The sequence below is a fragment of the Serinicoccus sediminis genome (genome assembly GCF_004153545.1).
In the GTDB taxonomy this organism is placed as follows: Bacteria; Actinomycetota; Actinomycetes; order Actinomycetales; family Dermatophilaceae; genus Ornithinicoccus; species Ornithinicoccus sediminis_A.
In genome coordinates this window covers 1-13,388 of sequence record NZ_SDVA01000026.1, presented here as the reverse complement: position 1 = coordinate 13,388, position 13,388 = coordinate 1, and the positions used below count along the sequence as shown (strand labels likewise).

General features: G+C 73.6%; 16 protein-coding genes. 8 read left to right on the top strand and 8 right to left on the bottom strand.

The genetic code is table 11. The annotated features are described in order from the left end of the window. Nucleotides 1-42 precede the first annotated feature (42 nt). The 5 genes from ctlX to EUS26_RS15935 all read left to right on the top strand — a co-directional run bounded on the left by ctlX (nt 43) and on the right by EUS26_RS15935 (nt 3,868). Entirely contained in the window at nt 43-1,107 is a 1,065-nt protein-coding gene (ctlX, locus tag EUS26_RS15955) for a citrulline utilization hydrolase CtlX (protein WP_130014823.1), read from the top strand. A gap of 103 nt (nt 1,108-1,210) precedes the next feature. Further along, nucleotides 1,211-1,681, top strand: coding sequence for a thiol-disulfide oxidoreductase DCC family protein (locus tag EUS26_RS15950; protein WP_130014822.1), 471 nt, complete (start codon nt 1,211-1,213; stop codon nt 1,679-1,681). After that, nucleotides 1,678-2,154, top strand: a complete 477-nt coding sequence (locus tag EUS26_RS15945) for an SRPBCC family protein (protein ID WP_130014821.1) — start codon at nt 1,678-1,680, stop codon at nt 2,152-2,154. The genes EUS26_RS15950 and EUS26_RS15945 overlap by 4 nt, the downstream gene beginning before the upstream one ends. Before the next feature lie 185 nt (nt 2,155-2,339). Then, nucleotides 2,340-2,894 carry a dihydrofolate reductase family protein gene (locus EUS26_RS15940; protein WP_130014820.1) on the top strand — a complete coding sequence of 185 codons (555 nt, stop codon included), beginning with the start codon at nt 2,340-2,342 and terminating at the stop codon, nt 2,892-2,894. 86 nt (nt 2,895-2,980) lie between these two features. Next, a complete protein-coding gene (locus EUS26_RS15935) occupies nt 2,981-3,868 on the top strand; it encodes a TrmH family RNA methyltransferase (RefSeq protein ID WP_130014819.1) in 888 nt (295 codons plus the stop codon). Between the two features lie 3 nt (nt 3,869-3,871). Here the strand turns inward: EUS26_RS15935 and EUS26_RS15930 are convergent, their stop codons facing one another. Together EUS26_RS15930 and EUS26_RS15925 are read right to left on the bottom strand one after the other, a co-directional pair. Continuing rightward, complete coding sequence (locus EUS26_RS15930; protein WP_130014818.1) at nt 3,872-4,549, bottom strand: haloacid dehalogenase type II; 678 nt, start codon at nt 4,547-4,549, stop codon at nt 3,872-3,874. Beyond that, nucleotides 4,546-7,281 carry a DEAD/DEAH box helicase gene (locus EUS26_RS15925; protein ID WP_130014817.1) on the bottom strand — a complete coding sequence of 912 codons (2,736 nt, stop codon included), beginning with the start codon at nt 7,279-7,281 and terminating at the stop codon, nt 4,546-4,548. The genes EUS26_RS15930 and EUS26_RS15925 overlap by 4 nt, the downstream gene beginning before the upstream one ends. Nucleotides 7,282-7,453: 172 nt before the next feature. Here EUS26_RS15925 and EUS26_RS15920 point away from each other — a divergent pair, with 172 nt between their 5' ends. Together EUS26_RS15920 and EUS26_RS15915 are read left to right on the top strand one after the other, a co-directional pair. Further along, nucleotides 7,454-8,635 (top strand): NAD(P)/FAD-dependent oxidoreductase, encoded by a 1,182-nt coding sequence (locus EUS26_RS15920; protein WP_130014816.1) that lies wholly within the window; start codon nt 7,454-7,456, stop codon nt 8,633-8,635. 90 nt (nt 8,636-8,725) lie between these two features. Next, a complete protein-coding gene (locus EUS26_RS15915) occupies nt 8,726-9,304 on the top strand; it encodes a DUF2231 domain-containing protein (RefSeq protein WP_130014815.1) in 579 nt (192 codons plus the stop codon). Here the strand turns inward: EUS26_RS15915 and EUS26_RS15910 are convergent. Beyond that, nucleotides 9,297-10,715, bottom strand: a complete 1,419-nt coding sequence (locus EUS26_RS15910) for a phage tail sheath family protein (RefSeq protein ID WP_130014814.1) — start codon at nt 10,713-10,715, stop codon at nt 9,297-9,299. The two genes, EUS26_RS15915 and EUS26_RS15910, sit on opposite strands and share 8 nt — an antisense overlap. 121 nt (nt 10,716-10,836) lie before the next feature. Beyond that, the gene (locus EUS26_RS15905; protein ID WP_130014813.1) at nt 10,837-11,292 is read right to left on the bottom strand and encodes a MarR family winged helix-turn-helix transcriptional regulator; all 456 of its coding nucleotides are present in this window, start codon (nt 11,290-11,292) and stop codon (nt 10,837-10,839) included. A gap of 52 nt (nt 11,293-11,344) precedes the next feature. Here EUS26_RS15905 and EUS26_RS15900 point away from each other — a divergent pair, with 52 nt between their 5' ends. Then, nucleotides 11,345-11,761, top strand: coding sequence for an organic hydroperoxide resistance protein (locus tag EUS26_RS15900; RefSeq protein ID WP_130014812.1), 417 nt, complete (start codon nt 11,345-11,347; stop codon nt 11,759-11,761). Nucleotides 11,762-11,809: 48 nt separating this feature from the next. On the opposite strand, the gene EUS26_RS17610 is transcribed toward EUS26_RS15900, so the two are convergent. The 4 genes from EUS26_RS17610 to EUS26_RS15885 all read right to left on the bottom strand — a co-directional run. Further along, the gene (locus EUS26_RS17610; RefSeq protein ID WP_272947976.1) at nt 11,810-11,944 is read right to left on the bottom strand and encodes a hypothetical protein; all 135 of its coding nucleotides are present in this window, start codon (nt 11,942-11,944) and stop codon (nt 11,810-11,812) included. Nucleotides 11,945-12,027: 83 nt separating this feature from the next. Then, complete coding sequence (locus EUS26_RS15895) at nt 12,028-12,369, bottom strand: DUF2200 domain-containing protein (RefSeq protein ID WP_130014811.1); 342 nt, start codon at nt 12,367-12,369, stop codon at nt 12,028-12,030. A 10-nt stretch (nt 12,370-12,379) separates the two neighbouring features. Beyond that, entirely contained in the window at nt 12,380-12,601 is a 222-nt protein-coding gene (locus EUS26_RS15890) for a hypothetical protein (RefSeq protein WP_130014810.1), read from the bottom strand. 191 nt (nt 12,602-12,792) lie between these two features. After that, nucleotides 12,793-13,388: HNH endonuclease signature motif containing protein (locus tag EUS26_RS15885; protein WP_130014809.1), on the bottom strand; the 596-nt coding region annotated here is incomplete at its 5' end.

Sequence of the window (13,388 nt, the reverse complement as noted above, 5' to 3'; positions counted from 1 at the left end):
ACTTTTTCGGAAGGGCGCACCAGATGCCATAGATTGCCGGGCGTGAGTGCCCAAGCCCCGTCCTCCGTGATCCTCATCCGTGCCGAGAACTTCGTCCCCAACCCGGCCACCGCCACGGACAACGCCTTCCAGCACGACGTGCCCGTCGGGCAGTCGGTGGAGGTGACGTCGGCGGCGGCGCTGGCCGAGATGGACGCCGTCGCGCAGGCGCTGCGGGACGCCGGCGTGCGGGTCCACGTCTTCAGCGACCCCGACCACACGCGGCCGGACAGCGTCTTCCCGAACAACTGGCTCTCCACGCACCCGGGCGGCTACGTCGCGGTCTACCCGATGTATGCCTCGAACCGCCGGCACGAACGGCGCGGCGACATCCTCGAGATGCTCAAGGCCGACTACCGCCTGCAGACGATCGTCGACTACTCCGGGCTGGAGCCGGACGGCATCTTCCTCGAGGGCACCGGCGCCATGGTGCTGGACCACGTCTCCCGCGTCGCCTACACGGCCGTCAGCCACCGGGCGGACACCCATGTGCTGGAGCGCTTCTGCAGCGACTTCAACTACGAGCCGATGCCCTTCGACGCGGTCGACGCCGGCGGGGTGCCGGTCTACCACACCAACGTCATCGCCTGCATCGGCACCGACGTGGCGCTCATCGCGCTCGACATGATCCGTGACGAGCAGCGCCGCCGGGAGGTGCGCGAGCGGCTGGAGGTCACCGGGCGGGAGATCATCGAGCTCAGCGAGCACCAGGTGCGGGAGTTCGCGGGCAACGCGGTCGAGCTGCTCGGGCGGACGCCGGAGGGTCGCCGACAGCACATCATGGCCATGTCGGGCCGGGCCCGGCGCAGCCTCACCGGGCCGCAGATCACCGCGATCGAGCGCTCCTGCCAGATCGTCTCGGTCGACATCCCCACCATCGAGCTGGCCGGTGGGTCGGTGCGGTGCATGATCGCCGGGGTGCACCTGGACCCGCGCCCCACCGGGGCGCCCGAGCCGACCGCCACCGCCGAGGCCATCGACGAGGCCCCGGTCAGCGCGGACGGCCAGGTCGAGGAGCCCCGCCCGATGGTCACCGGACGTGCGCTCGGCGAGCCGCAGCCGGTCTGACGACTGCCTGACGGCGGCTCCGGGACGGCATCGGTGACCGCGCGGCTGCCCTGCCCGTCCGCACCGGGTCGCCCAGGGCGCTCCCGTGCGCGAGCATGAGGGCATGACGACGGCGACACCGGGACGACGACCCCTCGCGCTCTACGACGGCGACTGCGGTTTCTGCACCATGGCGGCGGGGTGGATCCCGCGCCTGGGTGCGCGGGTGGTCGTGTCGTCGCTGCAGGAGCACGACCTCGGCGCGCTCGGGGTCGACGCGTCGCGCACCGACCTCGAGATGCCCGTGGTGATGCCGGACGGGCGGGTGGAGTACGGCCACCGCGCGTGGGCACAGATCCTGGCGCACAGCCCGCAGCCGTGGCGCACCCTCGGGCTCGTCCTGGGCTCGCGGGTCATGGGCCGGCCCGGCGCCGCGCTCTACCGCCTGGTCGCGAGCAACCGGGGCCGGCTGCCCGGCAGCACGGCGCAGTGCGGCCTGCCGCAGGCCGGTGCCGCGGGCGCCTCCTCGACCGCGTCATCCGCACCGCCGGTGTCGCCCACCTCGGCCCCCGGCCCTGACACGGGGCGCGGGTGAGGCCTCGCGAGGTCTCGACCTCGGCACGGGGGCCGGTGGGGGTCGACCAGGCGTGGGAGCGGTATGCCGACCCGTCCCGCTGGGCGGACTGGGCGCCGCACCTGCGCCGTGTCGAGGTGGACGGCGTGGCTGCCGACGGCACGGTCCGCCTGCACCCCGGCATGTCCGGGAGGGTGCACGGCTCGCTGAGCCTGGCGGTGGACTTCGTGGTCACCGCGGTGGACGAGCCCGCGCGCACGTGGTCCTGGACCGTGCGTCTCGTGCGTCCGGTGCCCGGGCCGTTCCGCCTCGACCTGCACCACACGCTGGAGACCGTCGGGGAGGGTGGCGATGGCGACGGCGGTGACACCGGCGGGCCGGCCGGTGGCACCGCTCGCCGAACCGAGGCCGGTCTCGTGCTGCGGGGCCCCGCCCCCGTGGTGCTCGCCTACCGCCCGGTGGCGCGGTGGGCGTTGCGACGGCTGGTCACCTAGGACGGCCGCTCCCCCGTCCGCGCGGGCCGAGGGCGCTGGCGGGCCGGCCGGTGACGGCGCCGATGAGTCGGCGACCCGGGCGACGTCATACTCCTCGACGGCCGCACCCGCGCGGTCACACCGGACCCGGCGCCACCGACGGCGACGGGGCCACGGACCCGAGCACGGCATACCGGAGGAGCAGGATGCGCCAGCTGATCGTCACCGAGATCATCACCCTCGACGGGGTCGTCGACTCACCCGGCGGCGGCGACCACCCGCACGCGGGGTGGAGCTTCAAGGACGTCGAGTTCGACGAGGCGGCCTACGAGATCAAGGGCCGGGAGCAGGACGAGGCAGGGGCGCTGCTGCTCGGGCGTCGCACCTACGAGGAGTTCGCGCCGGTGTGGCCCGGGATGACCGAGGAGTTCCCGGGCTACAACGCGATGCCGCGCTACGTCGTCTCCACCACGCTGACCGACACCAGCCCGTGGGAGGCGACCGTGCTGGGGTCGCTGGAGGAGGTGCGCACGCTCAAGGAGGGTGACGGCGACCCGATCATCGTGCACGGCAGCGCGACCCTGGCCCAGGGGCTGGCGGAGGCCGGGCTGGTGGACCGCTACCACCTGCTCGTCTTCCCGGTCGTGCTCGGCAGCGGCATCCGGCTGTTCGGCGACGGGGCCAAGCAGCGGCTGACGCTCGTCGAGTCGCAGAGCTACGGCAACGGGGTCACCATGGCGGTCTACGACGTGCAGCACTGAACATCGCCCCGGTCGCGGCCGGTCGGTCGGTCGGTCGGGTCGGTCGCTCTGCGCGGGCGGGAGGGGGTGTCTGGTTCGATCGGGGTATGCCTGCACCTCGCCGGACGCTGCGCGTCACCGCCCGCAACGCCACCTTCCAGCGGTGGGAGGCGCTGCTCGGCAACCGCAGGACGAGGCACCGTGCGGGCGAGTTCCTCGTCCACGGCGTCCGGCCGATCGACCAGGCGCTGGCCCACGGCTGGCCGGTCCGGGCCCTGCTGCGGCCGCTGGGTTCGCGGCGGTCCGGGTGGGCGTCCGACGTCTGGGCCAGCAGCGGCGGCGAACGCTTCGAGGTCGCACCCGACCTGCTGGCCGAGCTGGCCCAGCGGGAGGACGAGCGGACCGAGCTGGTCGCGGTGGTGGGCATGCCGGCCGACGACCTGAGCCGGGTGGCGGGGTCGTCGAGCGGCACCCGCGCGACGTCGACACCCTTGTCAGGGTCAAGTCCTGCTGTGCCGCAACGGGTGCCGCTCGTGACGGTCTTCGACCGTCCGGGGCAGCCGGGCAACATCGGCACGCTGCAGCGGTCCATCGACGCCTTCGGCGGGACCGGCCTGGTCGTGACCGGGCACGCGGCCGACCCCTACGACCCCAAGGCGGTCCGGGCCTCGACAGGGTCCTGCTTCGCCGTCCCGACCGTGCGCGTCGACTCGGCCCAGACCGTGCTCGACTGGGTTGCGGAACAACGGGACGCCGGGGTCGCGATGCAGGTGCTGGGCACCGACGAAGAGGGCAAGACCGACCTGGAGGCCGTGCCGTGGGAGCGGCCGACGCTGCTCGTCCTGGGCAACGAGACCCGCGGCATGGCCCAGGCCTGGCGTGAGGCCTGCGACGGCGTGCTGAGCATCCCGATGGTGGGCTCGGCCAGCTCGCTCAACGCGGCCGTCGCCGGGTCGATCGTGCTGCACGCGGCCATGCGTGGCCGGCGCAGCTGACGACTACCCCTCGGCCAGCTGCCGGGCCAGGTCGTCGATGCCGCTCGCGGCGACCTCGGGGCGGGCCATGTGCGCGGGGTAGGTGCCCCGGGTGCGGGTGACCCAGGCGGTCCGCAGACCGGCTGCCCGGGCACCGTGCAGGTCCCACGGGTGCACGGCGACGAGCATCGCCTCGGAGGCGGGGACACCGCATACCCCCAGGCCGTAGGCGTAGGACTCGGGCGCGGGCTTCCACCGCGGCGCGTCCTCGACGGTCAGCAGCTGCTCGAAGCAGTCCAGCAGCCCGGCCCGCTCGAACAGCCCCTGGGCCACCGTGGTGGACCCGTTGCTCAACGTCACGAGGCGCACGCCGGCGTCGTGCAGCCGCCGGACGCCCGCCTCCACGTCCGGGTGCAGCGACAGCTGGCCGAAGCCTGCCAGGACGTGCTCCACCGCATCGTCCACGTCGGTCGGCCGCAGCTCGGCCGACAGCATCGGCCGCAGCACCGCGCGCCCGACGTCGGCGAAACCCGGGTTGTCACCGGTCACGGTCAGGGCGAAGCCGTCGCGCAGCAGCGAGGCGAACCAGGTCTTCGCCAGGGCCGCCGGAGCACCCACCTCGGTGAACCGGTCGGCCATCGGGCTCATGTCGGAGAGGGTCTCGTTGACGTCGAAGAGGAGGACGGCGGGTGCGGGGGTCATCGCCCCATCATCGCCGGGCCGTCCTCGGCGGGGAAGAGCCGCGCCCGCTCCGCCGCCACGACGCGCCGGGCCAGGTCGGCCTCGCTGAGGTCGTAGGCCTCCGGGGCGCGCTGGGCCGTCTCGCTCACCCGCGCGTAGTCCTCGAAGGTGCCGGCCTTGGCCGACAGCAGCTCGACGAGCCGCTCGTCGACGCTGTCCTCGGTGAGCAGCCGGTGCACCTGCACGGTCTGCAGCTGACCCATCCGGCGGGCCCGCGCGATCGCCTGCCACTCGGTGGTGGGCTTGAGCTGCGGCTCGCAGAGGACCACGACCGAGGCCGCCTGGATGTTCAGCCCCACGCCCGCGGCCTGGATCTGGGCGACGAGCGCCGCACCGCCCGGAGCCCGGGAGAACTCGTCGACCACGTGCTGGCGCTGCGCCGGGGCGACCGAGCCGGTGAGCGGTCCGAAGACCGGGCCCGGAAGACTCCCGGCGACCAGGTCGAGCACGTCGCGGAAGTAGGAGAAGACGATGACGCGACGCCCGTTCTCCTCCGCCTCCTCCACGATCTCGAGCAGGTGCTCGAGCTTGGCCGACCGCGGACCCGAGGCGAAGGCGGCCCGCCGCATCGCCATGAAGCTGCCGGAGGCGACCGCGTCACGGTAGGCCGCCTCGTCATCCGCGGACAGCTCCAGCCACTCCTCCACCTCGACCAGCTCCGGGAGCTCGACGAGGACGTCCTCGGTGTTGCGGCGCAGGTAGACCGGGGCGATGCGGCGCCTGAACTCGACCGGGGAGTCGCCGAGCCCGTCCAGCAGCTCGGGGCGCAGGTAGCCGACGAGGGTCGAGAACTCGCCCACCCTGTTCTCCAGCGGGGTCCCGGTGAGCAGCAGGACGTGCTGGGTGCGCGCGACGAGCGCGGCCACGCGCCGGGAGCGCTGGGCCGCCGGGGTCTTGACGTAGTGCGCCTCGTCGACCACCAGCACGTCGACCTCGAAGCCGTCCAGATCCTGCCAGAGCGTCGTCAGGGTCGTGTAGGTGGTGACGGCCACACCCCCGGACGCGCGCCAGCGCGCGAGCTCCGACCCGCGGTCCGCACCGTGCAGCCGGCGCGGCTCGAGCCCGGTCTTGGCACCGACCTCGCGCACCCAGTTGCTGATGACGGCGGCGGGGCAGACGACCAGGAACCAGCGGGCGCCCTCCGCAGCCCGGTGGGCCAGCACGGCGAGCGCCTCGACGGTCTTGCCGAGTCCCATCTCGTCCCCGATGACGACCTTCTCCTGCACGAGGGCGAAGCGGGCCGCGAAGCCCTGGTAGCCGCGCAGCGACACCTCGAGGTGGGTGGTGTCCAGCTCCTGCGCCCGGACCGCCTCCACGACATCGTCGGGGAGGTCGCCGTGGGTGCCGGTCTCCTCGACGAGGCCCAGCTCGGACAGCAACGCGAGGTAGTGCGCCGGGCGGTCCAGGAAGTCGACCCACGGGTCGTCCTGGTGCGCCCGCGCGAGCGCCTCGCGCAGCTCTCGCGCGCGCTCGAGCACGGGCAGGGCGAGGTCGAGCAGGTCCTGGGCCGGGGCGTCACCGAGGACGGCGAGGTGGGTGGTGCGCCCGGTGACGTGGTCGGCGAGCGGCAGCAGCGTCTGCGCGAGGGCCACGACGTCGGTCGCCTTGGCGGTCTGCCGCAGCAGGTCCCACGTATGCAGCTGCTCCAGCAGGCGGGTCGCCTGCGGGCTGCGGTCGTCCGGGTCGAGCCGGACGGGCGCGTCGTCGAGGGCCAGGGTGCGCAGCGTCTGGGCGGCGCCGCGCATGCGCCGGGCGGTGACCGGCCCGACCCCCGGCACGGCGTCCAGGTCGTGGTCGCGGTCCAGGACCTGCCGGACGGTGGTGATGCCGGCCTCGGAGAGGGCGCCGATGCGCAGCCGCTCACCGGTCGCCTCGCGGAGCCGGTCGACGGGCATCTGCGCCAGCAGCCGGTCGGCGGCGACCGCGCGGACGGCCTCACCGGCGGCCAGCGCCTGCCGCCGGGCCTCGTCCGCCCGGGTGATGACCGCGGCGAGCGGTGGCAGCACGGCGGGCAGGTCACGCAGGTCCTGCTGCTCGAGACCGGCCAGCTCGTCGCTCGGCGCGACCCGTGGGTCGCCGAGCGTCGTGGCGTCGGCGTGGCCGGTGGGCCCGCTCCGGGGGCCGTCGAGCGCCAGGACCACCTGGTGGTCGGTCGGTCCGCCGATCCGGTCGACCAGACCCGTGCGGGGGTGCAGGGCCGAGCCCAGGGCGAGGGGCACGGCGGGCTCGCGGGTCTGTGCGTCCAGCCGGGCCAACCACGCCTCGGGATCCTCGCCCCAGTCGGGCTGATGGAGCAGCAGCCAGAGGGCCTGCGCCTCGGCTCGTGCGCGACGGGCGCCGAGGGTGACGAACCGGCGCAGCCCGACGAGCGACCGGGCCGCCTCGACCGCCGGTGCCACCCGGTCGGCCAAGTCCTCCAGCACCTTCTCCTCGGTCGCGCTGAGGGCGGTCAGCGCGGTGCGGGCCGAGAGCTGCCCGAGCAGGACGTCGTCGCCCGCGCCGAGAGGGAGCACGCGCCACCCCCGTGTGCCCGCAGGCCGCACGCGGGTCACCCGGGCCGCGAGCCGGGCACCGGCCGCGTCAGCGGCCTGGCGGACCTCCGAGCGGTGCGCGCGGACCCGGTGGGCGACAGGAACCAGCCCCTCCCCCTGGGTGATGACCCCCTCCAGGCGCGCCCGCTCGTCCCTGTCCATCACCGGCGAGCGTAGCCGCAGGGTCCGACGGCGACGCCGACGACCTGCGGGACCGCTGTACAAGTGGACCGCTGGACCGCTGGACCGCTGGACCGCTGGACCGCTGGACAGGAGGCATACCCGGACTCCCGGATAGTCTGACCATGCGCAGCACCGACCGGGACGGGAGCACATGACACGGCACGACGTGGTCGTCATCGGCGCCGGCAACGCCGGCGTCTCGCTCGCCGCGCGGCTGCTCCGGGTCGGGGCGAAGGACGTGGCCGTCATCTCGCCGGACCGGCCCCACCTCTTCCGGCCGCTGCTCAACTATGTCGCGGGTGGCCAGGCCACCCTGAGCGAGCTGACCCGCAGCACCGCCTCGGTGGTGCCCGCCGGCTGCACCTGGATCCGCGACCGCGCGGTGGCGGTGCACCCCGACGAGCGCGAGGTCGAGCTCGGCGACGGCCGGCGGGTGGGCTACGGCGACCTCGTCCTGGCGCCCGGGATGGAGGAGGACCTCGACGCGGTGCCGGGGCTCGCCGCGGCCATGCGAGCAGGGTGGTCGCTCACCGCTCACGTGGAGGACCAGGCGCCGGCGCTGTGGGAGGCGATCGACGGTATGACGCGCGGCCGGGTCGTCTTCACGATCCCTCCCGAGCCGTCGCCGTGCGGGGGCACGGCCCTCAAGCCCCTCTTCCTCGCCGCCGACCTGTGGCGCGACCGGGGAGTGTTGCGCGACATGGACATCCACCTGGTGACGCCCTTCTCCGACGTCCTCGACGTGCCGTTCGTGGACGGCGAGCTCTCTGCGCGTCTCGGCGAGCTCGGCGTCATCGTGCACCGGCAGGCGAGGGTGGCGTCGGTGGACCACGGGGAGTGCACCGTGACGTTGGACGGGCCCACCGGGACGGTGCTCGACGCGGTGGACCTGGCCGTCGTGGTGCCGCCCTACCGCGGCCGGGCCTGGCTGGAGCCGCTGGCTCGGCCGGGCACCTCGGGGTTGGTCGACGTCGACCCGGAGACCCTCGCCCACCGCTCGGCGCCACGGGTGTGGAGCCTGGGAGACGCCGCCGCGATCGAGACCCGCTCCTCCGGCGGTGCCCTGCGTCGGCAGGTCGAGATCCTGGCCGACAACATCGCCCGCAGCAGGCTGGGGCAGTCGCTGCGGCGCTACGACGGCTACACGATCATCCCCGTCACGCTCGACCGGCGTCGCCTGCTGCTGGCCGAGTTCGACCGCAGCGGCGCCCAGGCGCCGACCACCAGCCTGGTGGACCTCACGGTCCCCCGGCGGGCCCTGTGGCTCTTCGACCGCTACGTCGAGCCGGTCCTCTACTTCCGCGCGCTGCTGCGAGGCCGGCTCATCCCCTGAGGGCCTGTGCCCCAGCTCGAGCGCGCGTGGACGAGGCTGCGCCGTCCGTCTCGAGGTGCGGTCGGTGGCGAGCACGAGGACGATGGCGGGATGGAGCAGACTCAGTCACAGCCCGTGCCCGCCATCGTGCGGTGGACCGAACGCCTCGAGCAGACCGAGGCGCTGGACGGCCCGGTCCAGGCCATCGAACCCACCATCACCTCCGTCTTCGGGTCGGGGACGACGGGGTGGGTGCTGCGCGGTGAGTGGCTCGGCCACGCCCTGCACCCCCTCCTCACCGACGTCACCATGGGGTCCTGGACCTCGGCGACGGTCCTCGACCTCGTCGGCGGGCCCGACGCCGCACCGGCTGCTCAGCGGCTGGTGGGTCTGGGGCTGCTCACCGCCGCCCCCACGGCCTGGTCGGGCTGGGCGGAGTGGTCGCAGACCGGCACGCGCGACAAGCGCGTCGGCCTGGTGCACGCCGTGGGCAACGCCCTCGCCGCGGGCGCCTACACGGCCTCCTGGCTCGCTCGCCGCAGCGGCAACCACCGCCTGGGCGCGGCCCTCGCCATCGGCGGGGCCGGGGCGTCCGGCGTCGCGGCATACCTCGGCGGTCACCTGGCCGTGGCCCGCGACGTCGGCACCACGCACCCGGCCTTCGACGACCCGGCCCAGATCGTCATCTAGGGTCCGGCTCGTCGGGCGGATCGGCGGCCTCCGGCCCGTCGGCCGACTCGACGCCATCCGTCCGTCTGCCGAAGAGCGCGTCCGCCTCGTCGAACGCGAGTAGCGGCCCCGATCGATCCGCCTCGTCCAGGACCCGGCCGACGTTCTTCTCGGTCTCACCGATGTAGCGGGACATCACCCGTCCCAGGTCCACCCGGCCGAGGCCCCTGCGTCTGCGTTCCACCCGGTCGAGGCCCGGCCGGCCGCTCGCCCGGCGTCGGCCGTTCGGACGTCCTCCGGCTGACCAGTGGGTGTCCGCTCCCTCGAGCTGCCGTGTGCCGGAAGCGGTTCCGGCGGCCTGCAGCGTCAGGGTGTGCACGTCGAACTCCGCCGGGCGCGACGGGGCGATCCACAGCGACACCACCACCCGCCCGGCGCGGACGTCGGCCTCGGTCATGCTCTCCCCCAGGCCGCAGCCCACCCCGAAGGCCTCGTCTGCTGTGACACCCGCGAACGCGCCCTGCCTCCACAGCCCGTGCAGGAAGTCCTCCACCAGTCGCCGGACCTGCACCCACAAGGCCGCGTCGTCGGGCCGGTCCGCCACGAACGCCAGCCCCGCCGACACCGATGACAGCACGTGGTCGGTGAGCCGCCGCACCGGCACGTAGCGCCACTCCGGGTCACCGGACCGCGCGCCGGCGACCGTCCGCGCACCCCACACCAGCCTCCCCCGCCCGGCGAACTCGCGCAGGGCGTTCACCCCTGCAGCGGTCAGCTCGTCGGTCCGGGCTCGGTCGAGGGTCTCGGCGAACCCCTCGATGCCGCGCAGCTCGACCCCCGCCGGCGCCGTCCAGACCCCTCGCTCGGCGTCGGTGCGGGCGACGACCCCGGCCACCGCCCCGCTCGGCGGCACTGCCATGCCGTCGACCAGGACCCAGGGGTGGTAGGCCGCGGCCCGCCCCTGGTGCTCGCCCAGCCCAGCGAGACCCACGCCCGTCACCGATGACCACGCTCCGGGTGGGAGGTCCAGGATTAGCACCGCTCGGTATGCCGCGCACCTCTCGAGCGCGGCCCGCACCTGGTCGCCGTGCTCGCTCGTGAGACCGGGAAGAACCAGCACGGTGATGCCCGAGCGGTCGAGGGCGTGCACACCGCCGGTGCCGTCAGCAGGCACGAGCTGCTCCGGAGCCGGACCCACGGCTCGGACGACGACGGCCTGCTGACCGCCGTTGGCGAAGAAGAGATCGACGGCGACCCCCAGCGGACGGTCCGGGCCGAGGCTGATCCCGAAGGTGTCGTGGAAGTCGGCGGCGCTGGTCACGGTGACCGGGGAGCCCACCGGCCCGTCGTCCGCGGCACCTACGAAACCGGTGACGGACGTGGGAAGCGGCACGATGGGCCCGCCGGCGGCACCGGGCGCGGGAGTCGGCATACCAGCAGGAGGCGGCACCGCAGGTCCAGATACACCTCGACGACCATCTTGGCGAGCATCACCTCCCGGGACCGGCGACGACGCCGAGCCCGGCGCACGGCCTGTGACGAGGTGGGGCGGGTCAGCCGGTCGCCGGCGAGTCGTCCTCCAGGGCGTCGATGACCGTGTCGAGCAGCGACCGCAGGGCGCGGCCCTGCTCCTGGGTCATCCCCATGCCACCGGCCAACCGGGCCGGGACGTCGGCCACGCGGTCGCGCAGCTGCCATCCGCTGTCGGTGACCGACACGAGGACGCGCCGCTCGTCCCGGGCGTCCCGCACCCGCTGCACCAGGCCGGCCGCCTCCATCCGCTTGAGCAGCGGCGTGAGGGTGCCGGAGTCCAGGTGCAGGCGGGAACCCAGATCGCGCACGCTCAGCGGCTCCCCGACGTCCCACAGGGCGAGGAGCGTGAGGTACTGCGGGTAGGTCAGGCCGACCTCCTCCAGCAGCTCGGCATACCGCCGGGTCACGGCGCGGGAGGCGGCGTAGAGCGGCAGGCAGATCTGCTGGTCGAGCGCCAGCTGGGGATAGCCGTCCATCCCTCCATCGTAGCGTTTGCACCATTCGATTGTGCGCAATACAGTTGCGCACATGGACACTCTCTACACCGCCACTGCCCTCGCCACCGGGGACGGCCGCAACGGCCGCGTCGAGTCGAGCGACGGCATCCTCGCCGCCGACGTGCGAGCCCCCAAGGAGATGGGTGGCCCGGGCGGCGCCACCAACCCCGAGCAGCTCTTCGCCGCCGGCTATGCCGCGTGCTTCCACTCGGCCCTGCGGGGCGTCGCGAAGCGCTCCGGCGCCGACGTCACGGACTCCGAGGTGGTCGCGGACGTCTCCATCGGCCCGAACGGCGACGGCGGCTTCGGCCTGGCCGTCGGTCTCGAGGTGACGCTCCCCCAGGTCGAGCGCGCCGAGGCCGAGAAGCTGGTGGAGCAGGCGCACCAGGTGTGCCCCTACTCGAACGCCACCCGCGGCAACGTCGAGGTGACCCTCACCGTCGCATGACGGTGAGGCGACGAGGGGTGCGCACTCCGAGGACGCCGGGGCAGGTGCTCAGCGCTTCTTGGGGTGGATGACGTTCTCGAGCTGCGAGGCCTCGTCCCCCTTGGCCCGCTTCTCCGCCCGCTTCTCCTTGATGCTCTTGCCGGACTTCTTGGACATGGTCTGACGCGGCGACTTGTCTGTCATGGCGTGGCCTTTGATGGGGAGACCTGAGTGGTCCCGCTGGTCATGACAGTACGCTGCTGCAGGCCTCGGCAGCGACACCGCTGTCATGAGCGCAAGATCTTGGCCATCGGTCGGCCCTTGGCCAGCTCGTCCACGAGCTTGTCCAGGTAGCGGATCTGCCGCATCAGCGGGTCCTCGACCTCCTGGACCTTCACGCCGCAGACGGACCCGGTGATCTGGTCGACGTGCGGGTTGAGGGTCGCGGCCGCGAAGAAGTCCTCGAAGGTCGTGCCGTCAGCCAGGTGCTTGCTCAGCTGGGCGTCGTCGAACCCGGTCAGCCACTCGAACACCTCGCGCACCTCCGACTCGGTGCGGCCCTTGCGCTCCGCCTTGGTGACGTAGTGCGGGTACACCGAGGCGACGCTGACGGTGAAGATGCGGCTCATGGCACGACCGTCAGCGCCCTTGGTCCTCGACGGTGCTCTGGCGGCCGCGGTCGGTCGCGGCGTCGCTGTCCTCGTCGTGGTGCTTGTCCTCGGCCGTCGCGTCGTCGGGCCCGGAGTCGTTGGTGTCGGGGGTCTCGGGCACCGCGTCGGCGCCCCCGCGGATGGTCTCCTCGTTGAGGGAGCCGGAGCCACCTTCGGAGACGGTGCCGCCCTGGTCGGAGTCGTGGGTCATGATTCCCAATCTACGCGTAGCCGCGCCGGAGTTCTCCGGCAGCGGGGCCCCTCTGTCGGCCCCCGGCTCTCCGCGTCCGCGGCAGGACGTCATCCACGTGGCGCACGACCTGTCCCGGATGTGCGCTGGGCCGGAGGTGGCCATGCGCAGGCCAGCGGCCCGGCCCACCGGGGGCCGGGTGTGGGGCGGGGTCATCGCAGTCTCCATCGCACTCCGGTCTCGTCGACGTCGGCGGCGGTGTCGTGCTGGTGCACCCAGGTGTGGTGCCTGGGGCAGAGCAGGGCGTAGTTACCAAGGTCTGATCGTCCGCCGCGGGCCCAGTGCACGACGTGGTGGGCGTCGCACCACGTCGCGGGCACGTGGCACCCGGGGAAGGTGCACCCGCCGTCGCGGTGCGCCAACGCCCGCCGCTGACCTGGCGTGACCAACCGCTTCGCCCGACCCAGGTCCAGGATTTGTCCCTTCTCACCGAGCACGGCCGGGATGACGTCGGCCTCGCACGCCAGCTGCCGCACCTGATGGACCGGGATCGTGCCGTCGTGCACCGTGTGCCCGACACCGGCCAGGGCGCCGCGCAGCTCCTTCAGGGTGATGGTCACCATGACCTGCGCCTTGGGTGTCGTGGGCTGGCCTCGTGTGCCGGCCACCCCGCGCCGGAACACGGTCATGAGAGCGTCGTAGCGGCGTTGCCCGGCCGTGCGGGTGTCCAGCTCCGCGAGGCTCGCACTGCCCTCTTCGGCGTCGTCGCGGCGGACCGGCGCGGCCAACGGTGACATCAGCACGGCCC

What these genes read in the sequence shown, in the direction of transcription:
- EUS26_RS15950 (WP_130014822.1), top strand. Translation starts at nt 1,211, where the DNA reads ATGACGACGGCGACACCGGGACGACGACCCCTCGCGCTCTACGACGGC.
- EUS26_RS15940 (WP_130014820.1), top strand. Translation starts at nt 2,340, where the DNA reads ATGCGCCAGCTGATCGTCACCGAGATCATCACCCTCGACGGGGTCGTC.
- EUS26_RS15935 (WP_130014819.1), top strand. Translation starts at nt 2,981, where the DNA reads ATGCCTGCACCTCGCCGGACGCTGCGCGTCACCGCCCGCAACGCCACC.
- EUS26_RS15930 (WP_130014818.1), bottom strand. Translation starts at nt 4,549, where the DNA reads ATGACCCCCGCACCCGCCGTCCTCCTCTTCGACGTCAACGAGACCCTC.
- EUS26_RS15925 (WP_130014817.1), bottom strand. Translation starts at nt 7,281, where the DNA reads ATGGACAGGGACGAGCGGGCGCGCCTGGAGGGGGTCATCACCCAGGGG.
- EUS26_RS15920 (WP_130014816.1), top strand. Translation starts at nt 7,454, where the DNA reads ATGACACGGCACGACGTGGTCGTCATCGGCGCCGGCAACGCCGGCGTC.
- EUS26_RS15915 (WP_130014815.1), top strand. Translation starts at nt 8,726, where the DNA reads ATGGAGCAGACTCAGTCACAGCCCGTGCCCGCCATCGTGCGGTGGACC.
- EUS26_RS15910 (WP_130014814.1), bottom strand. Translation starts at nt 10,715, where the DNA reads ATGCCGACTCCCGCGCCCGGTGCCGCCGGCGGGCCCATCGTGCCGCTT.
- EUS26_RS15905 (WP_130014813.1), bottom strand. Translation starts at nt 11,292, where the DNA reads ATGGACGGCTATCCCCAGCTGGCGCTCGACCAGCAGATCTGCCTGCCG.
- EUS26_RS15900 (WP_130014812.1), top strand. Translation starts at nt 11,345, where the DNA reads ATGGACACTCTCTACACCGCCACTGCCCTCGCCACCGGGGACGGCCGC.
- EUS26_RS17610 (WP_272947976.1), bottom strand. Translation starts at nt 11,944, where the DNA reads ATGACAGACAAGTCGCCGCGTCAGACCATGTCCAAGAAGTCCGGCAAG.
- EUS26_RS15895 (WP_130014811.1), bottom strand. Translation starts at nt 12,369, where the DNA reads ATGAGCCGCATCTTCACCGTCAGCGTCGCCTCGGTGTACCCGCACTAC.
- EUS26_RS15890 (WP_130014810.1), bottom strand. Translation starts at nt 12,601, where the DNA reads ATGACCCACGACTCCGACCAGGGCGGCACCGTCTCCGAAGGTGGCTCC.